Annotated in this window: 17 protein-coding genes; 6 read left to right on the top strand and 11 right to left on the bottom strand. The window is 59.3% G+C overall.

The window, feature by feature from the left end; translation table 11 throughout:
• The first annotated feature begins 5 nt into the window (after positions 1-5).
• Positions 6-1,484 carry a hypothetical protein gene (locus NW814_RS07170; RefSeq protein ID WP_414405750.1) on the top strand — a complete coding sequence of 493 codons (1,479 nt, stop codon included), beginning with the start codon at positions 6-8 and terminating at the stop codon, positions 1,482-1,484.
• Here the strand turns inward: NW814_RS07170 and NW814_RS07165 are convergent.
• From NW814_RS07165 to NW814_RS07155, 3 genes are all read right to left on the bottom strand, one after another.
• On the bottom strand, positions 1,481-2,377 hold the full coding sequence (locus NW814_RS07165) for a putative CRISPR-associated protein (protein WP_414405749.1): 897 nt from the start codon (positions 2,375-2,377) through the stop codon (positions 1,481-1,483). The genes NW814_RS07170 and NW814_RS07165 overlap by 4 nt on opposite strands.
• 35 nt (positions 2,378-2,412) lie before the next feature.
• Entirely contained in the window at positions 2,413-3,990 is a 1,578-nt protein-coding gene (locus tag NW814_RS07160) for an ArnT family glycosyltransferase (RefSeq protein ID WP_414405748.1), read from the bottom strand.
• A 1,302-nt stretch (positions 3,991-5,292) separates the two neighbouring features.
• On the bottom strand, positions 5,293-5,625 hold the full coding sequence (locus NW814_RS07155) for a hypothetical protein (protein WP_414405747.1): 333 nt from the start codon (positions 5,623-5,625) through the stop codon (positions 5,293-5,295).
• Positions 5,626-5,810: 185 nt separating this feature from the next.
• Here NW814_RS07155 and NW814_RS07150 point away from each other — a divergent pair, with 185 nt between their 5' ends.
• Entirely contained in the window at positions 5,811-6,446 is a 636-nt protein-coding gene (locus NW814_RS07150; protein WP_414405746.1) for an exopolysaccharide biosynthesis protein, read from the top strand.
• Positions 6,447-6,691: 245 nt separating this feature from the next.
• On the opposite strand, the gene NW814_RS07145 is transcribed toward NW814_RS07150, so the two are convergent.
• The gene (locus tag NW814_RS07145; protein WP_414405745.1) at positions 6,692-7,606 is read right to left on the bottom strand and encodes a S1 RNA-binding domain-containing protein; all 915 of its coding nucleotides are present in this window, start codon (positions 7,604-7,606) and stop codon (positions 6,692-6,694) included.
• A gap of 95 nt (positions 7,607-7,701) precedes the next feature.
• The gene (locus NW814_RS07140; protein WP_414395560.1) at positions 7,702-8,142 is read right to left on the bottom strand and encodes an RrF2 family transcriptional regulator; all 441 of its coding nucleotides are present in this window, start codon (positions 8,140-8,142) and stop codon (positions 7,702-7,704) included.
• Between the two features lie 125 nt (positions 8,143-8,267).
• Here NW814_RS07140 and NW814_RS07135 point away from each other — a divergent pair, with 125 nt between their 5' ends.
• From NW814_RS07135 to ppc, 3 genes are all read left to right on the top strand, one after another.
• Positions 8,268-9,248, top strand: a complete 981-nt coding sequence (locus NW814_RS07135; RefSeq protein ID WP_414405744.1) for an AAA family ATPase — start codon at positions 8,268-8,270, stop codon at positions 9,246-9,248.
• A 152-nt stretch (positions 9,249-9,400) separates the two neighbouring features.
• Positions 9,401-9,658, top strand: coding sequence for a DUF3146 family protein (locus tag NW814_RS07130; protein ID WP_414395189.1), 258 nt, complete (start codon positions 9,401-9,403; stop codon positions 9,656-9,658).
• Positions 9,659-9,790: 132 nt separating this feature from the next.
• Positions 9,791-12,727 (top strand): phosphoenolpyruvate carboxylase, encoded by a 2,937-nt coding sequence (gene ppc / locus NW814_RS07125; RefSeq protein WP_414405743.1) that lies wholly within the window; start codon positions 9,791-9,793, stop codon positions 12,725-12,727.
• A gap of 26 nt (positions 12,728-12,753) precedes the next feature.
• Here the strand turns inward: ppc and NW814_RS07120 are convergent, their stop codons facing one another.
• Positions 12,754-13,545: a Ycf66 family protein gene (locus NW814_RS07120; protein WP_414405742.1), complete on the bottom strand. Its 792-nt coding sequence runs from the start codon at positions 13,543-13,545 to the stop codon at positions 12,754-12,756.
• A 158-nt stretch (positions 13,546-13,703) separates the two neighbouring features.
• On the opposite strand from NW814_RS07120, the gene NW814_RS07115 reads away from it, so the two are divergent.
• Positions 13,704-14,105: a hypothetical protein gene (locus NW814_RS07115; RefSeq protein WP_414405741.1), complete on the top strand. Its 402-nt coding sequence runs from the start codon at positions 13,704-13,706 to the stop codon at positions 14,103-14,105.
• Here the strand turns inward: NW814_RS07115 and aroH are convergent.
• The 5 genes from aroH to NW814_RS07090 form a co-directional block, all read right to left on the bottom strand.
• Positions 14,102-14,476: a chorismate mutase gene (gene aroH / locus NW814_RS07110; RefSeq protein ID WP_414395182.1), complete on the bottom strand. Its 375-nt coding sequence runs from the start codon at positions 14,474-14,476 to the stop codon at positions 14,102-14,104. The genes NW814_RS07115 and aroH overlap by 4 nt on opposite strands.
• Positions 14,477-14,563: 87 nt before the next feature.
• Positions 14,564-15,253, bottom strand: a complete 690-nt coding sequence (locus tag NW814_RS07105; protein WP_414405740.1) for a V4R domain-containing protein — start codon at positions 15,251-15,253, stop codon at positions 14,564-14,566.
• Between the two features lie 39 nt (positions 15,254-15,292).
• Positions 15,293-15,772, bottom strand: coding sequence for a hypothetical protein (locus tag NW814_RS07100; RefSeq protein WP_414405739.1), 480 nt, complete (start codon positions 15,770-15,772; stop codon positions 15,293-15,295).
• 18 nt (positions 15,773-15,790) lie between these two features.
• Positions 15,791-16,048: a hypothetical protein gene (locus tag NW814_RS07095; protein ID WP_414405738.1), complete on the bottom strand. Its 258-nt coding sequence runs from the start codon at positions 16,046-16,048 to the stop codon at positions 15,791-15,793.
• Positions 16,045-16,728 carry a V4R domain-containing protein gene (locus NW814_RS07090; protein ID WP_414405737.1) on the bottom strand — a complete coding sequence of 228 codons (684 nt, stop codon included), beginning with the start codon at positions 16,726-16,728 and terminating at the stop codon, positions 16,045-16,047. Before NW814_RS07090 ends, NW814_RS07095 begins: the two co-directional genes overlap by 4 nt.
• Between the last annotated feature and the right edge of the window lie 3 nt (positions 16,729-16,731).

The following is a 16,731-nucleotide window of genomic DNA, read 5'->3' as shown; positions in this document are numbered from 1 at the left end:
TCTCAGTGAACGGCGGCCAGCCTCCCTACGACATCCTCATCCTCTCCAACGGCCCCGGCGAGCTGCTCACCTGGGTGCGGCCAGTTGTCCTAGAGTTGCGCCAGCAACTGCCCCAGGCGCGTCTTTCCCTGGTGCTCTCTCCTTGTCCGCACGCCTCTGGGCAAGAGGTGAAGATAGCAGAGGAATTTATCCAGGTCGATCGGGTTCAGGATCCCGATTTTTTTCTAGCTTTTTTGCTCACGGGTCAGACCGAAGAAGCCTGGGACTGGGCCAAGCGGGGGGTGGTGCTGTTTCTAGGAGGGGATCAGTTTTTTGCGCTCTGGATTGCCCGCCGTCTGCGCTACCGCCTGGTGGTGTATGCGGAGCGTCGGCCCCGCTGGCGACCCTGGGTAGACGTTTTTGCGGTGCGGACGGAGGAGATCAAACGCCGCTACGACGGGGGAGGCCTCTTGGGCCACCGCTGGGCTGCCAAGATGCAGGTGGTCGGGGATCTGATGGCCGATGGAGTGGCCAGTGCTGTCTCCTTGCCGGGGATACCTCTTCCCGGCTGGCTCAGCAGCCGCTTTCTCCCCCCGCCGGCTTCTAGCGCTGCTCCTGAAGCGACGGCAGGCTTTTCCACCCTCCTCCAGCCCTTCCCCGATCCCATCGAGGAGCCGGAATCGGGGCAAACGGCACCGGAAAGGGTGGAACCCCCCTCTGCCGACGAAGCCTTGCTGCCGCGTGGCTGGCAACGTCTTGGCGACCACAACCGCACCCACTACCAGGTGGGGCTGCTCCCCGGCTCCAAGCCAGCCAAGCTCTCCCTGGGAGTGCCGCTGGTGCTGGCGGTGGCCGATGAGTTGCGCCAGTTGTTGCCCAACGTCCGCTTCGTGATCCCAGTGGCTCCTGGCCAGACCCCTCAGTCGCTGGCGGCTTACGCCCATCCCAGGCTCAACCCCGATATGGCCGTCATCTACGGCACCTCCGCCACCCTGGAGCAAACCAACCTGGGATCCCACTTCGTCACTCCCTTTGGCACCACGGTACAACTGTGGACTCGTTTCCCCGCCTATTCTGTGCTAGCCAATTGCGACCTCTGCCTGACTACAGTTGGAGCCAACACCGCTGAACTGGCCTATCTGGGGGTGCCCATGGTGGTGGCGATCCCCACCAACAAGCTGGAGGCGATGCGCGCCTGGGACGGGATCCCTGGCCTGTTGGCCCGCTTGCCTGGCCTGGGCACTTGGATAGCCCGCCTCATCAACACAATTGCCCTGCGGTGGTTGGGTTACCTGGCTTGGCCAAATATCTGGGCAGGACGGGAGGTGGTGCCGGAGCTGCGAGGCCATTTGCGACCAGCCCAGGTAGCCGAACAGGTGCGGGCCCTGTTGGCCGATCCCGAACGACGCCAGCAGATGCAGAGGGAATTGCAACAGCTGGGGGGCAGACCGGGTGCGGCCCAGGCCATCGTGCAACTCGTGGCCCAGCAGTTGAGCAAAAGCTAAATGAGGCGACCGAGGCGCTCCCGCAGCTCGGCAGCGGCCTGCTCTAGATGCTCGGGAGTATAGCCGGTGGTCTCTACCCGAACGGCAAGATGGGTGTCCTGGCTCTCGTGCAGATGGATCCACAGAATGTGGCGGCCATCTTCGGTTTTGCGGTTGGCGGCTTTGACGCCGTTTTTGGGGGCAGCGTAGGCGTTTGGGTCGTAGCGAACCAGATCCACCCAGGGAAGGTCGCGCAGGAGCTTTTCCACCTTGGCCCAGCTGCGAGGGCGGTGGTGGCTACTCTCGCTTCGCAATTGGATGACCTCGGCGCGATCGCGGCCAGAATCTGGCAAGCTCGCCCGCGGGATCCGAGGCTGGACTTGCGGTTGCAGATAGGGCAGATACACCAAAGACTTGTATTGCTCGTGGATGTAGCAGACTGGGATACCCAGTTGGCTGCCCACCACGGCCATAACCATGGCCTGGGCTTTGAACCCCCCAGTGGCGGCGAAGGTGACGAGCCCTTTAGCGCTCTCCGCCAACTGTTTCAACAGCTCGGCCATCCGCTCTAGGGAGGATTCCTCCAGCTCGTAGTTGATGCCGGGGAGAGGCAAGAGGGAAACCCCTTGTTGGCCCAGGGCTTCCTCAAAAAAGAGCTTCAAAATCTGGGCGCACTCTTGGCCTTCGGGAGTTTCTGAGTAAAGCAAAATCAAGGCATCCTGGGGGGTGGGGTCCAGCCGGTAGTAGGTGTTGGTTTCGGCGCTGATCAGCTCCAGGTCGGTCTTTCTCATCCAGGCTAAGGCCCGTTCTGGATCCCCAATGGTCTTTTGCCCTAGCCACGGCCGCGGCGGCTGTAGGTTTTTGTCCGGGTTGGTGAGCAAAGAGGTGCCCACGGTCATGATGATGGTCTGCATGAGTTCCCCGCAAATGAAGTCCAAAGCTATAGCTCTTAGCGCCGGCGGGAGTAGGGACGGGGATAGGGCTGGCGCATTTGCCGAGCCAGGTACACCTGAAAGGTCTGCGCCACTGCACCCGCCCGCCGCAGAGGGATCTCGGCCACCGGTTCAATGTGTTCAAAATAGTTGCCGTAGGTGGCTGGGATCCCTGCTTTTGGCTGGAACAGCGTGGAGGTGACTAGCAGTCCGTCTTTTCCCAGCCAGTCTTCCGGCTGAGACCAAAAGGCAAAGCCCCGCGGATCTTCATCTAGGCAGGTGAGGGGCTTCTCCGTCAGCGGTGCCAAGGCCATGCCGATCTGCCCGCTCAGGAAGTAGGTATTGGTGAAGATGAAGTCTACTGCCTCCAGGGCCTGAGTCAGGCGGGGATCCGTCTGAAACTGGCGGCGCAACTGCTCAATTTCAATGAGTTGGGTGGAGGGATCCCGTTCCACTGGCCACAGGCCCAAGCCGCCGGGCGCCTGCAGCAACCCGTAGCGCACATGGGCTAGCCCCACCCCCACCAACAGACCCACCGCCACCGCCGTCCCCGCCAAGAGCCGCTTTGCTCCTGGCCATCCTTCCCAGCGGGATCCCAAGAGCAAGCTCAGCACCCAAAACCCCGGCATCGGCCAGGTGGGGAGGATGGGCCGGTAGCCCCCCATCAAGGTAAAAGCCAGCACTAGCGGCAGCCCACAGGTCAGGATTAAAAGATGCCTCAGCTCCTGATCCGCGAGGCGTCTTCTCTGGAAGAGAGCTAGCCCCAGCCGCCCGCCCTCTGCCAAGCTCAGCCCCAGCAAAGGGATCCCCAAGGTTGGGAAAAGATAAAAAACTTCCTGCAGCACCGTCAGAGCCAGATCCTGCAGGCGGTAGCCCGTCTCCGGCACCGCTCGCCCCCCTTGGAAGCGAAAGGAGATCCAATCCTGCTGGGCGTTCCAGAGCAACACTGGGCTAAAGACTGCCAAGAACCCCAGCGCCGCCAAAAGCGCCCAGCCGGATCTAAAGGCACAGCGGTGGGCCGGGCTGAGCAGGCAAAAGAGCACCAGGCCAAACCCCAACGCCAGGCCGTGGTATTTGCCCAGAGAGGCCAGCCCCACCAACAGCCCAATCAGCGCCAGGCGCGGTCCCGGTCGGTAGCGAGCCGACCCGTAGACCCCCGGTTTGGGAGCCGGAAAAAACTCCTGGGCAGCCACCCACAGCGTTGCCGCCGTAAACAACGTCAGCGGGCTGTCCGGCAGGGTTAGCACCCCAAACCCAATCCAGAAAATGGGTGCGATGCTAACGGTTGCCAGGCTAATCAGCCCCGCCTGCACCGAAAAGAGCCGTGCTCCGGTGAGGTAAAGCAACAGCGAAGAGCCGCTGTAGGCCAATAGGGATCCCAGTCGGATGGAAAAAGCCGACACCTGACCTGTCAAAACAGGCCCCAAACCCGTCGTCCAGGCCACCAGGGGCGGATGGTCAAAATAGCTCCAGTCCGGATGGCGGGTATAGAGGTAGTAGTAGGCTTCGTCAAAGCCCGGTGGCAGCAGAGCTGCGACCAGACAGCGCAAAAGCAGGCTCAACCCCAGAATCCACAGAACAGCCCGCGGCAGCACAGGGGATCGCTTTGAGCGCGTGGGCAGATGCCATTATCTCAGCTTTGGCAAATCTTGCCTCCCCCACCTTCCCCAAAAACCAAGGGGGGTCTAGTCTAGGCCTAAGGCGTTGTCTCCGGCAGCCTTACTGGACACCTCAAAAGCTGGCCCAATTGTTCTGCTTCCGCCCTTGCCTTGCTATCATCAGTACCAAAACTCAGGTACAACAAGGGTTCTCCTGATTGCAACTGCACCTCCACCGAAAAAAGGTATCGCCATCAGAGTCTGTTGTGCTCTGAACCACAACTTGCTGCACGTCTCTGAAGGAGTAAGTTTTCCTCCTCCTTATCCCAAAGGGAGTGAGGTACTCCTCCGAGATCTGGTCTAGGGAGCGGTCAAAGGTCAGCCGGCATCTCGGCAGCGCAACTGTTCGCAATAGACCTAAAAGAAATAACATTCCTGGGAGAAAAAGCACAATCAGAAGTACAGACAAACTTCCTAAGTTGAGAGTATTGCCGTCCACCAATAGCTGACTCTCTGCACTCACCTGAAACGATTGGATCTTTGTTGCCAGTTGTCGGGCTTCGCTCTCGCTGGCGGTTGACCAGGCTTCCTTTTCTCCTGCAGAAGTTATGAGAGTGACGTAGTAATAGGTTCTCTTGTCTCCCTCAAAGTCTATTTGAACTTCAGTTTTGGTTCTGGCCCCTCTTACGTTATAATAAGACCTGACCCATTTTGGTAAGAGTAGTGGCTGGAAGACCACTTTGCAGTTGACCATATCCTGATCAAGGCGATAGCAAGTGAAGCTGCGATCTCCCAGAAAACGCCAAGTCAGGGAACAAAGACACAGCACCAAAAAGAGAGCAAAGATAGCCCTAACCGACAAAACTCCAAGCCCCCTTAGATAAACACGCTTGCTGGGGGTCTGCTCCACACACCTCATCCCCATAGGCTTACCTCCGTCGGGATCCTAGGCTTTGCCCTCATTATTGCTTGCTGCCGTGATACCTGACCGTTTTCCGCAATACAGAGTTTTGCTCATTTTGAGAGCGGAGTTTGCTTTTTTATGCCCAAATTAGACTGAGATCCAGGACAAAGCCAGGGAGGAGAGGATCCCCCTGCAGGTAAGCTGGGCACTCCAGGACTTGTAATGGCTGGCTAGGACGATAGACACGGGTCAATTAGCCAGCCCAGTTAGTGCAGCTTGACTTGCAAAGCAACTAGATCGCTCGGAGGGAGCGCAACTCCAAAACAGAGCTCCCTAAGCGCCCCCAGCAGCATCCAGCAAGAGGTGAAGGAGTCGAAGACCAGCGATTTTCCTCTTCAGCTTTTGGGGATCAGCCGCTTCGGACAGGCGGCGCGGATATGGGACTTGCTCAGGTCAGGCATGAGGGCCAAGGCTCGTTCGGCATCAATTTGTGCTTCGCACACTGCCTCCAGCACCTGCTCTGCCAGCAGGGAAAGGGGCATGTCAGCAGTCTCCTCTGGATTGGTTTTTTCAGAGATTTGCCGAACTCCCTGGGGCGGAGGGGGTAAGGTCGGCTCTGCTCGGGGAGGCAAGGTAGTGGAGGTGCCCACTGACAGTGGGGTTTCGGCAAAGGTTGCGCCACTTTTCCCCAGCAGTAGGGATCCCAGCAGCAACACCAGCCCAGCCATCCCCTGTGCTGGCCAACACCTTGGTCTCTGGGCAAGGCTGCGGCTGACCACCTCCCTGTCCAACCACCTACCAAGCCCCTGGCCGCTCATTTCACCCCTCCAAGACCACCTTCTTCCTCAAGCCTCAGGATATCCAACAGACTCAGAATTTGCAGTAGGCTAGGCCTTGGTCAACCTTTCCCGCTATGGCACGTCTATCCCAAGAGCTAGCCCGCTTAGCCGGCCTTGCCAACAGCTCGGAGCAGCCCGAGGGATCCCCACCAGAGGCGATCCGCATTGAAGAGATTCTCCAACTGGCGCGCGAGCGCAGCTTTGGCTTGTTTTTGGCAGTGCTGTCTTTTCCCTCGGCTTTGCCTCTGCCCGCTCCTGGCTATTCCACTCCCTTTGGCGTGGTTATTCTGCTGCTGGCCCTACAAATGCTGGCAGGGCGAGCCACTCCCTGGCTGCCGCCATGGGTGCTGCAGACATCCATTGAACGGAAGCAATTTCAAAAATGGGTGCAGGCCGGGATCCCTTGGCTGCTGCGCCTTGAACAAGTTGCCCGCCCCCGCTGGAACCTCGTCTGCACCAGTCGCCTGGGCCAGGTCTGGCTAGGCACCTGGATGGGTTTGATGGGCATTTCCATGATCATTCCCGTGCCCGGCACCAACACCCTGCCGGCAATGGGGGTCTTCGTCACCGCCTTCGGCCTCCTGGAAGAAGATGGGATCCTCTGCAGCTTGGGATCCCTGATCTGTGTGGCAGCGGGGCTGCTGACCCCTTCCATTTTGGTAGGCTTGGGGCTGGGGGGAACGACCTTGTTGGATTGGCTGCGAAGATAGCGCCCTACCAGCCTCTCTCCCAGAGGGAGTTGGGGATCCCAGCTTCACTGACAAGCTGTATCGCCTACACCTTGCTGCAATCTAGAGCTCCGCGCCGCTAGCGGGAGATCCTGGCTGAGGTGTTCAACACCCCTACCTCTGGCGGCGTGACATTGCCGCAGCCCCCAGCACTGCTTCTGTAGCAATGGGGCGAGATTGAGGGATCCAAAAAGCTCGGCTTGGAGCCCCTCGGCAGGCGGTATGGGTTAAATGACCTCGCCCTCGGGCGTGATTCTCCCCTTGAGTTTGCCGGCTCGTTTTTCAGCTTCCTCAAGAACAAGAGGCAGTTGCTCCAACACCTCACCAGGGTACTTCTCCAACACTCTCAAGGAGAGGGCGACCCGCCCCTTGGCCTCATCCACATCGATGACCACGGCTTTGATGGGCTGCCCTGGCTGGAACAAGTCGGAGAGGGAGGCGACAAAGCGTTGGCTGACCTGCTTGATGGGCAACAGCCCGCTGGCCCCTTCCTCCAGCTCCACAAAAATGCCAAAGGGCTTGAGGGCGCTGACCTTGCCCCGCACCACTTGGCCGGTGGTATAGCTCCCCAAGCTCTCCACTTGTCGGGCTACTCGCTGGGAGAGCACCAGCTTGTTGGCTGCAGGGTTGACTTCCAGTAAACTGGCAGTGAGGAATTGGCCCACTAGCTCCTCCAGAGCTTCCCGCTGGAGGAGATGGGAGCGGGGAATGAAGCCGCGCAGGCCCTGCACATCCACCACCACCCCGCCCTTGTTGATGCCGATCACCGGCGCTGTGACCACCTCGCCTCTGGCTTGCTTTTCGGCCAGCTCCTCCCAGAGCCGCTTTAGCCGCAGCCGCCGTGCCGAGAGCAGGATCTGCCCTTCTGCGTCTTCTCGCAAGATGAGAAACTCGGCTTCGCTTTTGAGGGGAAACACCTGGCTTAAGTCTTCCTCTGAGCCAATCCCAGCTTCCTTGAGAGGCAAAAAGGCTGGCGACTTGGCGCCAATATCCACCAAAACGCCGTCGCTCTGGTGCTGGAAGATGCGACCTCGCACTACCTGGCCCGGTCGGAAGTCAAGGCTTTGGGCCGCTAGAGCCTGGGCAAAGTCTTCTGCGGAAAAGATCTCGGCAGCGGGCGGGCGAGGGGAGTGCAAGCTCATGGCCAGGGTAGCAATGTGAAGCAGTGCGCTCCAGGATAACCCAAAACGAAGTCAGGATCCCAGCCCTTCCTGTCTGCCTTGACTTTTGCTGCAGCTTAGATGTAGTACATCAGCCTGGCCTGTTGCCCTTGGGCCTGCCGGTCACAGAGATCTTGCAAGGTTGTCTTTTGGAGAATGTCCACTGCCGCTGCTTGGGCCTCTTGCCAAGCCTGCAGAAGCACCTGGCGCTCTGGAGTGAGATCGCTGCTGGGCAAGGTGCGGGAGCGGCTCAGCTCCTCGCCCTCGATGGCCTGAATGACGTCTAATAGGGAAATCTGCCAGGGCGGTCGAGCCAGAAAATAACCCCCTTTGGCCCCCCGCTGGCTGCGCACCAGCCCCTGCCGGCGCAAGGTGGCCAACAGTTGCTCCAGGTAGCGGTCGGGAATGGACTGATGGGCTGCAATCTCCCTAATCTGCAACACCCGGCCGTCGTTGTAGTGCTGGGCCAATTCCAGCAGCGCCAGGAGCGCGTACTCGCTTTTGCAGGACAGCTCCAAAATACCCATCCTTAGCTGTAGGGATGAGATCTATGATATTCCGGTTTTCCGCCGGGGTTTTGTGGGATCCTGCTCTGGGCTGGGATTGGGCTTGTATGGTGGAATAGGCCTCTTTGGATCGATCTATGGTGGGTGCGGGCACCCGGATCCCGGCGGAGCGACTGCAAACTTTGCAGCAGCAGATCGGCAGGCTGATGGCCAACGTCGAATCGGTATTCCAGGGCAAGTCGCAGGTGGTGCAGGCGGTGGTGACAGCCCTGGTGGCAGAAGGTCATGTCCTGCTAGAGGATGTGCCGGGAGTGGGCAAGACCACGTTGGCGCGGGCCATAGCCCGCAGTTTGGGGGCCAAGTTTCAGCGAATTCAATTTACCAGCGACCTCTTGCCGACTGACATTCTTGGCCTCACTCTTTTCAACAAGGAAAAAGGGGAGTTTGAGTTTCGCCCCGGCCCTATTTTTGCCCATGTCATCCTAGCCGACGAGATTAACCGCACCTCGCCCCGCACCCAGAGCGCCCTGCTAGAGGCGATGGCGGAAAAGCAGGTTTCGCTGGACGACCGCACCTACCCACTGCCCCGCCCCTTCATCGTGCTAGCCACCCAAAACCCTTTGGAGTACCACGGCACCTATCCCCTGCCAGAAAGCCAGTTGGATCGGTTCTTGGTGCGGCTGTCGATTGGCTACCCCAGCCCTGAAGTTGAGCGATCCCTCCTGTTGCATCGGCAACAGGCGGATCCCGTGGAGGCTCTGCAGCCCGTGCTTTCGCTGGCCGAGTTACGGGAGATTCAGGCGGCGGTGGATCAGGTGTACCTGGAGGGATCCCTGGCCGACTACCTTCTCCAGGTAGTCCAGGCTACACGCACCTCCAAGCTGCTGCGGGCTGGGGTCTCCACTCGAGGAGCGTTGGCTTTGGCAAGGGCAGCGCGAGCCAGGGCCCTCGTAAAGGGACGCGGCTTCTGCCTGCCCGAGGATCTACAGGCCTTGTTCGTGCCGGTGCTGGCCCATCGTGTTTCCCTAGCTGGAGGGGGAGAGATGGCAAGTAACCGCCGGCAGGAAGCCGAAGCCATCATCCGCGACATTGTGGCCACGGTCGAGCCCCCGGTTTGATATTCCAGAAGACAGTCGAGGGGGTTGCCCTGCCTGAGGCTTGCGCTTCTCTGGCCCAGGGGCTGGCTAAATTGGGGGCTGGCAGAGCTAGGGGGCCTTTGCGCCGCTTTTCCGGTAATGGAGAATAGGGGATAGATTCTCACGGCTTCAGGATGAGCCAGCTACCTCAGACCACTGCCCATGTGCAGATTACCCGCCGCTCCTGGCAGGAGGGTGCCATTGAAGGGGAAGTCAGCGCTAACGGCTGGGTTTGGCACTTTTGCTGGCGCTTTCGAGGTGGAGGGCTTAGGGTGGAGCCCTCAGTGGGGCGAGCCTTGATTTGCGATCCCTTGAGCCGTTTTTTGGAGAAATCGGATTACCTGCTAGAGCCCGGCAGCAACTACTCATTTGTTATTCGTAGCCGCCTCTAAATAGCCGTTTGGAATCCTCACGCGGGAGAGGCTGGCGCTGAGCAGACCTCCCTTTCCTCGTCATGTCGGCTACCTCTGTGCTGCCGGCGGACAAGTTCTAATATTGGGATGGTCGTTCTAGGAGCTGCCTTCATGACCTCTTCCTCCCACCTAGCGGCTGCAGAGCAGGCCAGTGGTTCTGCTAACGGCCTGAAGGAGGCCTCTCTCCTGGCGCAACGGGATTCCTTGGGCCGGGCCCTCCCTAGGGACGAGGTGCTCGATCGTCGGAACACCTTGTTGAACCAGCGCCTGCAACTGGTTGAAGAACTTTGGGAATCGGTAATCCTGCGGGAGTGCGGGCAGCCGTTGGTGGATCTGCTGCGACGGCTGCGCTCCCTGTGTTCTCCTGAAGGGCAGACTCTAGAATATCCAATCCCAGAAGTCTTCCAAATTGTTGAGAACCTTAGCCTTGAGGAAGCCATTCAAGCAGCGCGCGCCTTTGCCTTGTTTTTTCAGCTCATCAACATTGTTGAACAGAATTACGAGCGGGCAGAAGAGTCGGATATGCGCATGGTGGACAGCCAACAGCGCACCGTGCGGGAAAACGAAAAATTTGAACGGCTCTTCCCCTACCTCCGGGCTCAGGGAGTGCCGCCTGGCTTGCTGCGCCGCCTGCTGGAGCGGCTGCACATCCGCTTGGTGTTTACCGCCCACCCCACTGAGATTGTCCGCCACACCATCCGCGAAAAACAACGGGTCTTCTCCCGTCTGCTCAGCCAACTGGACTGGGCAGAGCAGTTCGACCCTCTGCAAGCTCAGATGTTGAGAGAACAGCTGGCAGAGGAAGTTTTGCTCTGGTGGCACACCGACGAGTTGCACCAGACCAAGCCGACGGTGCTCAACGAAGTCGATTACACCCTGCACTATTTTGAAGAGGTACTGTTTCAGGCTATCCCTCTACTGCACGAGCGCCTCAGGCGCAGCCTGAAAAAGTCCTTTCCCACCGTCGAGCCGCCCCCTGCAGGATTTTGCAACTTCGGCTCCTGGGTGGGCGGGGATCGCGACGGCAACCCTTCAGTGACTGCCGACGTAACCTGGCAAACAGCCCGCTACCAGCGCAACCTCATTTTGGGCAAATACATTGAGTCGGTGAAAGCGCTCACCAAAACCCTAAGCGTCTCTTTGCACTGGGGAGATGTGGACAGCCAACTGCTGGACGCCCTCGAGCAGGATCGCCGCCTCATGCCTGAGGTCTACGAGACCTTTTCCTTGCAATACCGCCAGGAGCCCTACCGACTGAAGCTCAGCTACATCCTGCGGCGGCTAGAGTTGACGCGGGAGCGCAACCGCAACTTGGCTGATTCCGCCTGTCTGACCGCTCCTCCTTCCTTGGGCAACGCTTACGCCAGCGCCGAGGAGTTTTTGGCCGACTTGCAACTCATCCAAAGAAGCTTGAAAAACAGCGGCCTTGCCTGCCGCCAGTTGGACTACCTCATCGAACAGGTGCAGGTCTTTGGCTTTCACCTGGCTCACCTAGATATCCGCCAAGACAGCAGCTACCATGAGGCCGCGCTCACGGAGATCTTCGAGTACTTGCGCATCTTGCCGCGGCCTTATAGCCAGATGACGGAGGAGGAAAAAAGGGCTTTTCTTCTGCAGGAGCTGCAAACCCGGCGGCCCCTGATTCCGCTGGAGGCCCCTTTTTCTGAGAAAACGGCGGAGCTGATTGCCACCTTGCGTACCCTGCGCCGCCTGCAGCAGGAGTTTGGTCGAGACATCTGCCAGACCTACATCATCAGCATGAGCCGCCAGTTGAGCGATCTGCTAGAAGTTTTACTGCTGGCCAAGGAGGTGGGCCTTTATGATCCCATTAGCGGGCGCGGGTCTCTAGCGGTAGTGCCGCTGTTTGAGACGGTGGAAGACCTGCAGCGGGCGCCGGAGATCTTGCGGCAGTTGCTGGAGATCCCCTTCTATCGCCAGTACCTGGCCCAGCAGGAGAATTTACAGGAGGTGATGCTGGGCTACTCCGATAGCAACAAGGATGCCGGCTTTTTGAGCAGCAACTGGGAGATCTACAAAGCCCAGCAGCGGCTCCAGGCCGTGGCCGAGGCGTGTGGGGTAAAGTTGCAGATCTTCCATGGGCGGGGTGGCTCGGTGGGTCGCGGCGGCGGGCCGGCTTACGAGGCCATCTTGGCCCAGCCTGGGCGCAGCGTGGGGGGCCGCATCAAGATTACCGAACAGGGAGAGGTGCTGGCTTCTAAGTATTCCCTCCAGGATCTGGCCCTTTTCAACCTAGAGACGGTTACTAGCGCTGTCATTCAGGCCAGCCTGCTGCGCACTTACCCCAATGACCTGCACGAGTGGTCGCGCCTGATGGAGTCCCTAGCGGAGCGCTCGCGGCAGGTGTACCGCAACCTGGTCTACGAGCAGGAGGGCTTTGAGGAGTTTTTCCACGAGGTCACTCCTATCGAAGAGATTAGCCAACTGCAGATTAGCTCTCGCCCAGCCCGCCGTAGCGATGGCTCAAAGGATATCCGATCCCTGCGGGCCATCCCTTGGGTATTTAGCTGGACGCAAAGCCGTTTTCTCCTGCCAGCCTGGTATGGAGTGGGCACTGCCCTCCAGGAATACGCCGCCCAAGGCGAGCACCATCTCACCCACCTGCAACACCTCTACCGCGAGTGGCCCTTCTTCCGCATGGTGATCTCCAAGGTGGAGATGACTCTGGCTAAAGCGGATTTGCAGATTGCTCGCCACTATGTCCAGGAAATGAGCTCCCCCGAGCGTTTGCCGCGGGCAATGGAGCTGTTTGAGCTCATTGCCCAAGAAATGCACCGCACCCGCGAGATGGTTTTAAAAATTACCGGCCATAGGGAGCTGTTGGAAAGTGACCCCTACCTAAGACGCTCAATCCAGTTGCGCAACCGCTCCATTGTGCCCCTGGGCTTTATTCAGATCTCGCTGCTCAAGCGCCTGCGCGGCAAGCAAAGACCCCCCCTTCACCCCAGCCAGCACAGCCGCGCTGAGCTGCTGCGCGGAGCCCTTCTCACCATCAATGGCATTGCCGCTGGCATGCGCAATACCGGCTAAAGGCTTCTAGGGGTCTGCTGGGTCAGCTAAAACAAGTCATCCTCGGATTCGTCCGGCTCTACCTCCTGAACCTCCACTGACTCCACCTCGACGACGCGGCGAGAGGAAGGGCGAGGCTTTTCTTCGGCGTAGCTCTCCTCTTGAGTTTGGGGTAGACGGGGAGGACGACGTCGGCTACCGACGTCAGTGCTTTGCTCCTCCTGGGTATCGTCCCGATACTCCTCAGGGGTTGGGCGACGAGGGCGACGGGCGGAAGGCGGAGGGGAAGACTCAGCCTCCTGCTGCAAGGTTGTCTCTAGCTCTTCCTCGTCATCCTCCGAACGACGACGCGGGCGCACCTGCGTACTGCTGGTCAACTGTGGCCGCGGGCGGCGCGCTGGTTCCTCGCTGCGCTCAGGAATGGAGCGGCTAGAGGAGGAGGTATCGCGAATGCGGGATCCGCTGGCCGCGCTGGCAACGGCACGTCCTTGGCCATAGCCATCGGGCGGATAGGTGCGGCTAAAGCCTTGGCGCCGCATAGCTGGACGAACTCCAGTTATCTGGCGCACCTTCTCGTTTAGGAGAATGCGCAGGCGGAAGGTCTGGATGGCAAACCAGCCCGCCATCACCGCCAACAGCACCTGGGCAAAAAACAGCAAGGGGATTAGGCGCTGACCTTCCAGGAGCAGAGAGATGGAGTAGATCAGGCCCATCGTAGCGAAGATTACATCTGACTCTTCCGAGGCTTCGGGCTTGACAAAGCGGACGGCAAAGATGGCTCCACTGGCAATTGCCACCAGGGCTGCCATCAAAAAGTAGGGGCTTTGGGTGAGAAACATGCCAGGGATCCCCAAACGATAGGAGCGGGAAAGCTGTAAGCTTTACCCCTTTCAGAGCCGATCCTAACACCAATCCTTCTGCTGGCACGGCCCAGGATCGGGATCCCTTGGCAGGGAGGAGTTGGTGCTAGAATCGACGGCAGCTCCCAGTAGGCTCCATGCTGTACCTGGCACGGGTAGACAAGAAAAGTCTTTTTGGCCCAGCGGAGTTACAGCTTCTAGCCCAACAGGGCGAGAAGGGGATTTGGACACCGCTGCCTCAGCCGGAGCGGATTACTCTCAAGGAGGCAGCCCCTTACAACGTTGGGGTGTTGCTGCTGGTCGAGCTGGGAGAAAACCGGCGGGTGCAGCAGGTGGAAGAGGCGGCGATGAAGCTGGTGGAGATGCTGCACAGCCTCTCCCAAGCCTACAGCCTAGTTGACTGGACGGAGATTGAAAACTGGCGTTTTTCCCTAACTCGGCAAAGCCAAGAGTTAAGCCGTCGCGAAGCGGAGATAGCTGCCCGTCAGGAGCAGCTGCAACAGTGGGAAGCTCAACTGCGGCAAAAGCAATCTTCCTAGACGGGGCTGAGATCGGGCCGTAACTCGCGAGCGCCTCTTAGATAAACGTGGTGCATCTCCGCCTGGGTCAGGGGAGTGTTCAGTTGGATTAAAACACGGATGCAGCGGGGCAAAGCGCCATTGACCTCCATCTGTTGCACGTCCAGCAGAGGCACTGCCTCCCAGCCAGGACGGCGGCGGGCAAATTGGGCAGGAAAGGCGGCATCTAGGTCAGGGGTAACGGAGAAAATGACGCTCACTACCTCTGCCGGATCAATGGCGTTGCGATGTTCTAGGGCATCCAGCAGCTCGTTTACTGCCGCACCAATGGCCTCGGCAGTGTTGGCCGGCACGGTGATGGCTCCTCGAATTGCTCTCACCCGCCACCCCAATGGCTTGGCCCTCGTGCCTTTGAGCTCGTCTTGCTTTCACAAGATTATACAGTTTGTCTCTTTGGGATCCCACCCCCTCCTTGCAAGCTAGGGGGCAGGCTGCAACACCTTCTCTAGGATCTGCTCGTGGCTAAGACCCGCGTCCACCCAGGTTTCTGCCTCCTTGAGGCGGTTGGCAGCCGTCAAGATAAACAAATTGCTTTTTGCCCCCAGAGCCTCGCTGGTGGTTTGCACGCAGGCCAAGTCCTGGCCAGTCAATTGGCTAAACCAAGTGGCCAATAGCCCTGCCTCCAAGAAGCCCATTGGGCGCTTAAAGTGGGAAGGCGTGGCAGCGGCGAAGGGAGAGTTGCGAATCGACACCACCACTACCCCCTGGTCTTTGTAGGTCCAGTCGAGGTCGATCAACCCCCAGCCGTGGGTTTTCCAAGCCTGTTTGAGACTCTGGAGAAAAAGGCCCATCTCCAGCTCAGCTAGGGGCTTTTGGTAGTAGTCGGAAAGCTCCTGGGCAAAGCGGCGGAAAAACTCCTTGCCCCACATGCGGCCACAGTGGCGCAGCACCAGACGGGCCGCTTGTCCTGTCTCGTATTCCAGACCAGTGTAGATGGCTCGCAATAAGGTCTCTGGAAGGGCTAGGAGACGGTCGCCGTGGCGACTTTCTAGCAAACCCGACTCCAGATCGCTTTGCAGGTAGAGGCTGGGCGCGTAGTAGTTGGCCAAAACCGGCGTGTAGGGATCAAAGCCGGCAGAGCTGTTGGCAAGGGAAACGGTGTCAGCCATAGAGGATCCCTGGGTCGGCGATGGGAATGGAAGCCACCGCTAGGCGGCTGGGAGGCCGCTTAAAGATAGCAAAGCTGCCTGCACGCGGGTAATCAAGGGACGGATGAACTCCAGTTCGCCAGGTTGTAGGCAGTCTTTGAGCTCCTGCTGGAAAAGCCGATGGGCAACTTCATAGACGTTCTGCAGCCCATACAGGCGCACTTCCTCTTCCATCCAGTCGATGAGCCGCTCTTTGAGGAGGTTTTCGTCCTGCAGCAACATGGCCAGGGCGCTGTGCCGCAGCAACAGCAACAGGTGGCGCCGGCACAGATCCACGACCTGGGGGGAGAGGTTGGGCATCTCCTTCTGCAGAGCCTCCAAGGTGCGGCCCACCATCTGAGCCTCCCCCTCCCGCAGAGCCCGGTACACGTGCTGCCGTTTTGGCCAGCCGAGGACATAGGCTTTAAGCTGATCCAGCTGCTCCGAGGTGAGGTAGCGAGCCTCTGCCTCGATTAGCATTTGCTCCAAGGGGCTGACCATCTCGCTTCTCCTAGAAGGCTAGCGTTCAAAACAGGCCAATAGGTCGTCCAAGGTGATCTGCTCTTCCTCTGGCCCAGCTTCCGGTACCGACCCCAGGGATTGCCAAGAACGGGCCGCCAAGGCCAGGGGATCCCCGGGCCAGGGGATGGAGTTAAGGTACTCCCGCACTTGTAAGAAGGGCATTGGCAGCAAGCGGCTTTGCCGTGGACGGTTATCCCAGTTCAAGCGGGCAAAAAAGCTCTGCACCGACTCCTCTAGAAAGCTCTCTGGCGTCATGCCTTGGCCACCCCTTGACCAGAGCGCAACTTTTGGGCAATTTCACTAGCCGTGGCCCCCTCGTTGAGCCAAAAGGCAGCCGCGTCAATGCGCTCTTTGCTGCCGAGCAAAAACTTGCAGTAGCTTTCCCCCATGGAGTAGCACTGGATCTCGATGCAGTTGAGCTGCCGCTCTACCATCGTGCTGAAAAAACCGGCAAATAAGCCGGCGTAGAGGTGGCAAACGGGTTTGCCCACATCCCCCAAGGTGCGGGCCACAGCCGAGTCGAACAGGTTGATGAAAATAAATCCCTGCCGCCGGCTTTCGAGCTCGACTTCCCAGCGCCCCCAGCCTTGCGAGGTCAGAGGCCACCACCAGGTTTCCAGGAGAAACATGAGGTGGGTCTGCTTGGGCTTGCGCCGATACTCCTCCTCGAACCAGCGGGAGAAGTGGAGAGCATCGTTGCGCCCCCACTCGCGGCCAATGGTATACATCAAAGAAGCAGAGGCATCCCCCACCTCTTCTTCCAGCCCCTGCTGCAAGCCGAGGATAAAGTCTTCGCTGACCAAGACATTGCGCGCGCCCGTCCAGTCCACTAGAGATCCCCGCGAGGGGTCGAAGCGGTAGAAGTCTTCACGGCTGTAGTGGTTGTGTCGCTGAGCAGCGGGCTGCAGGGCGAGCTCTAGGGTGCCGGTTGTCATGGC

Source organism: Synechococcus sp. R65.1 (assembly GCF_047461755.1).
Taxonomy (GTDB): Bacteria; Cyanobacteriota; Cyanobacteriia; order Thermostichales; family Thermostichaceae; genus Thermostichus.
The sequence above is the reverse complement of the archived record's forward strand: the minus strand, read 5'-3'. Positions and strand labels throughout refer to the sequence as shown.

What these genes read in the sequence shown, in the direction of transcription:
- ppc (WP_414405743.1), top strand. Translation starts at nt 9,791, where the DNA reads ATGACCTCTTCCTCCCACCTAGCGGCTGCAGAGCAGGCCAGTGGTTCT.
- NW814_RS07120 (WP_414405742.1), bottom strand. Translation starts at nt 13,545, where the DNA reads ATGTTTCTCACCCAAAGCCCCTACTTTTTGATGGCAGCCCTGGTGGCA.
- NW814_RS07115 (WP_414405741.1), top strand. Translation starts at nt 13,704, where the DNA reads ATGCTGTACCTGGCACGGGTAGACAAGAAAAGTCTTTTTGGCCCAGCG.
- NW814_RS07090 (WP_414405737.1), bottom strand. Translation starts at nt 16,728, where the DNA reads ATGACAACCGGCACCCTAGAGCTCGCCCTGCAGCCCGCTGCTCAGCGA.
- NW814_RS07165 (WP_414405749.1), bottom strand. Translation starts at nt 2,377, where the DNA reads ATGCAGACCATCATCATGACCGTGGGCACCTCTTTGCTCACCAACCCG.
- NW814_RS07145 (WP_414405745.1), bottom strand. Translation starts at nt 7,606, where the DNA reads ATGAGCTTGCACTCCCCTCGCCCGCCCGCTGCCGAGATCTTTTCCGCA.
- NW814_RS07150 (WP_414405746.1), top strand. Translation starts at nt 5,811, where the DNA reads ATGGCACGTCTATCCCAAGAGCTAGCCCGCTTAGCCGGCCTTGCCAAC.
- NW814_RS07095 (WP_414405738.1), bottom strand. Translation starts at nt 16,048, where the DNA reads ATGACGCCAGAGAGCTTTCTAGAGGAGTCGGTGCAGAGCTTTTTTGCC.
- NW814_RS07130 (WP_414395189.1), top strand. Translation starts at nt 9,401, where the DNA reads ATGAGCCAGCTACCTCAGACCACTGCCCATGTGCAGATTACCCGCCGC.
- NW814_RS07155 (WP_414405747.1), bottom strand. Translation starts at nt 5,625, where the DNA reads ATGGCTGGGCTGGTGTTGCTGCTGGGATCCCTACTGCTGGGGAAAAGT.
- NW814_RS07100 (WP_414405739.1), bottom strand. Translation starts at nt 15,772, where the DNA reads ATGGTCAGCCCCTTGGAGCAAATGCTAATCGAGGCAGAGGCTCGCTAC.
- NW814_RS07105 (WP_414405740.1), bottom strand. Translation starts at nt 15,253, where the DNA reads ATGGCTGACACCGTTTCCCTTGCCAACAGCTCTGCCGGCTTTGATCCC.
- NW814_RS07135 (WP_414405744.1), top strand. Translation starts at nt 8,268, where the DNA reads ATGGTGGGTGCGGGCACCCGGATCCCGGCGGAGCGACTGCAAACTTTG.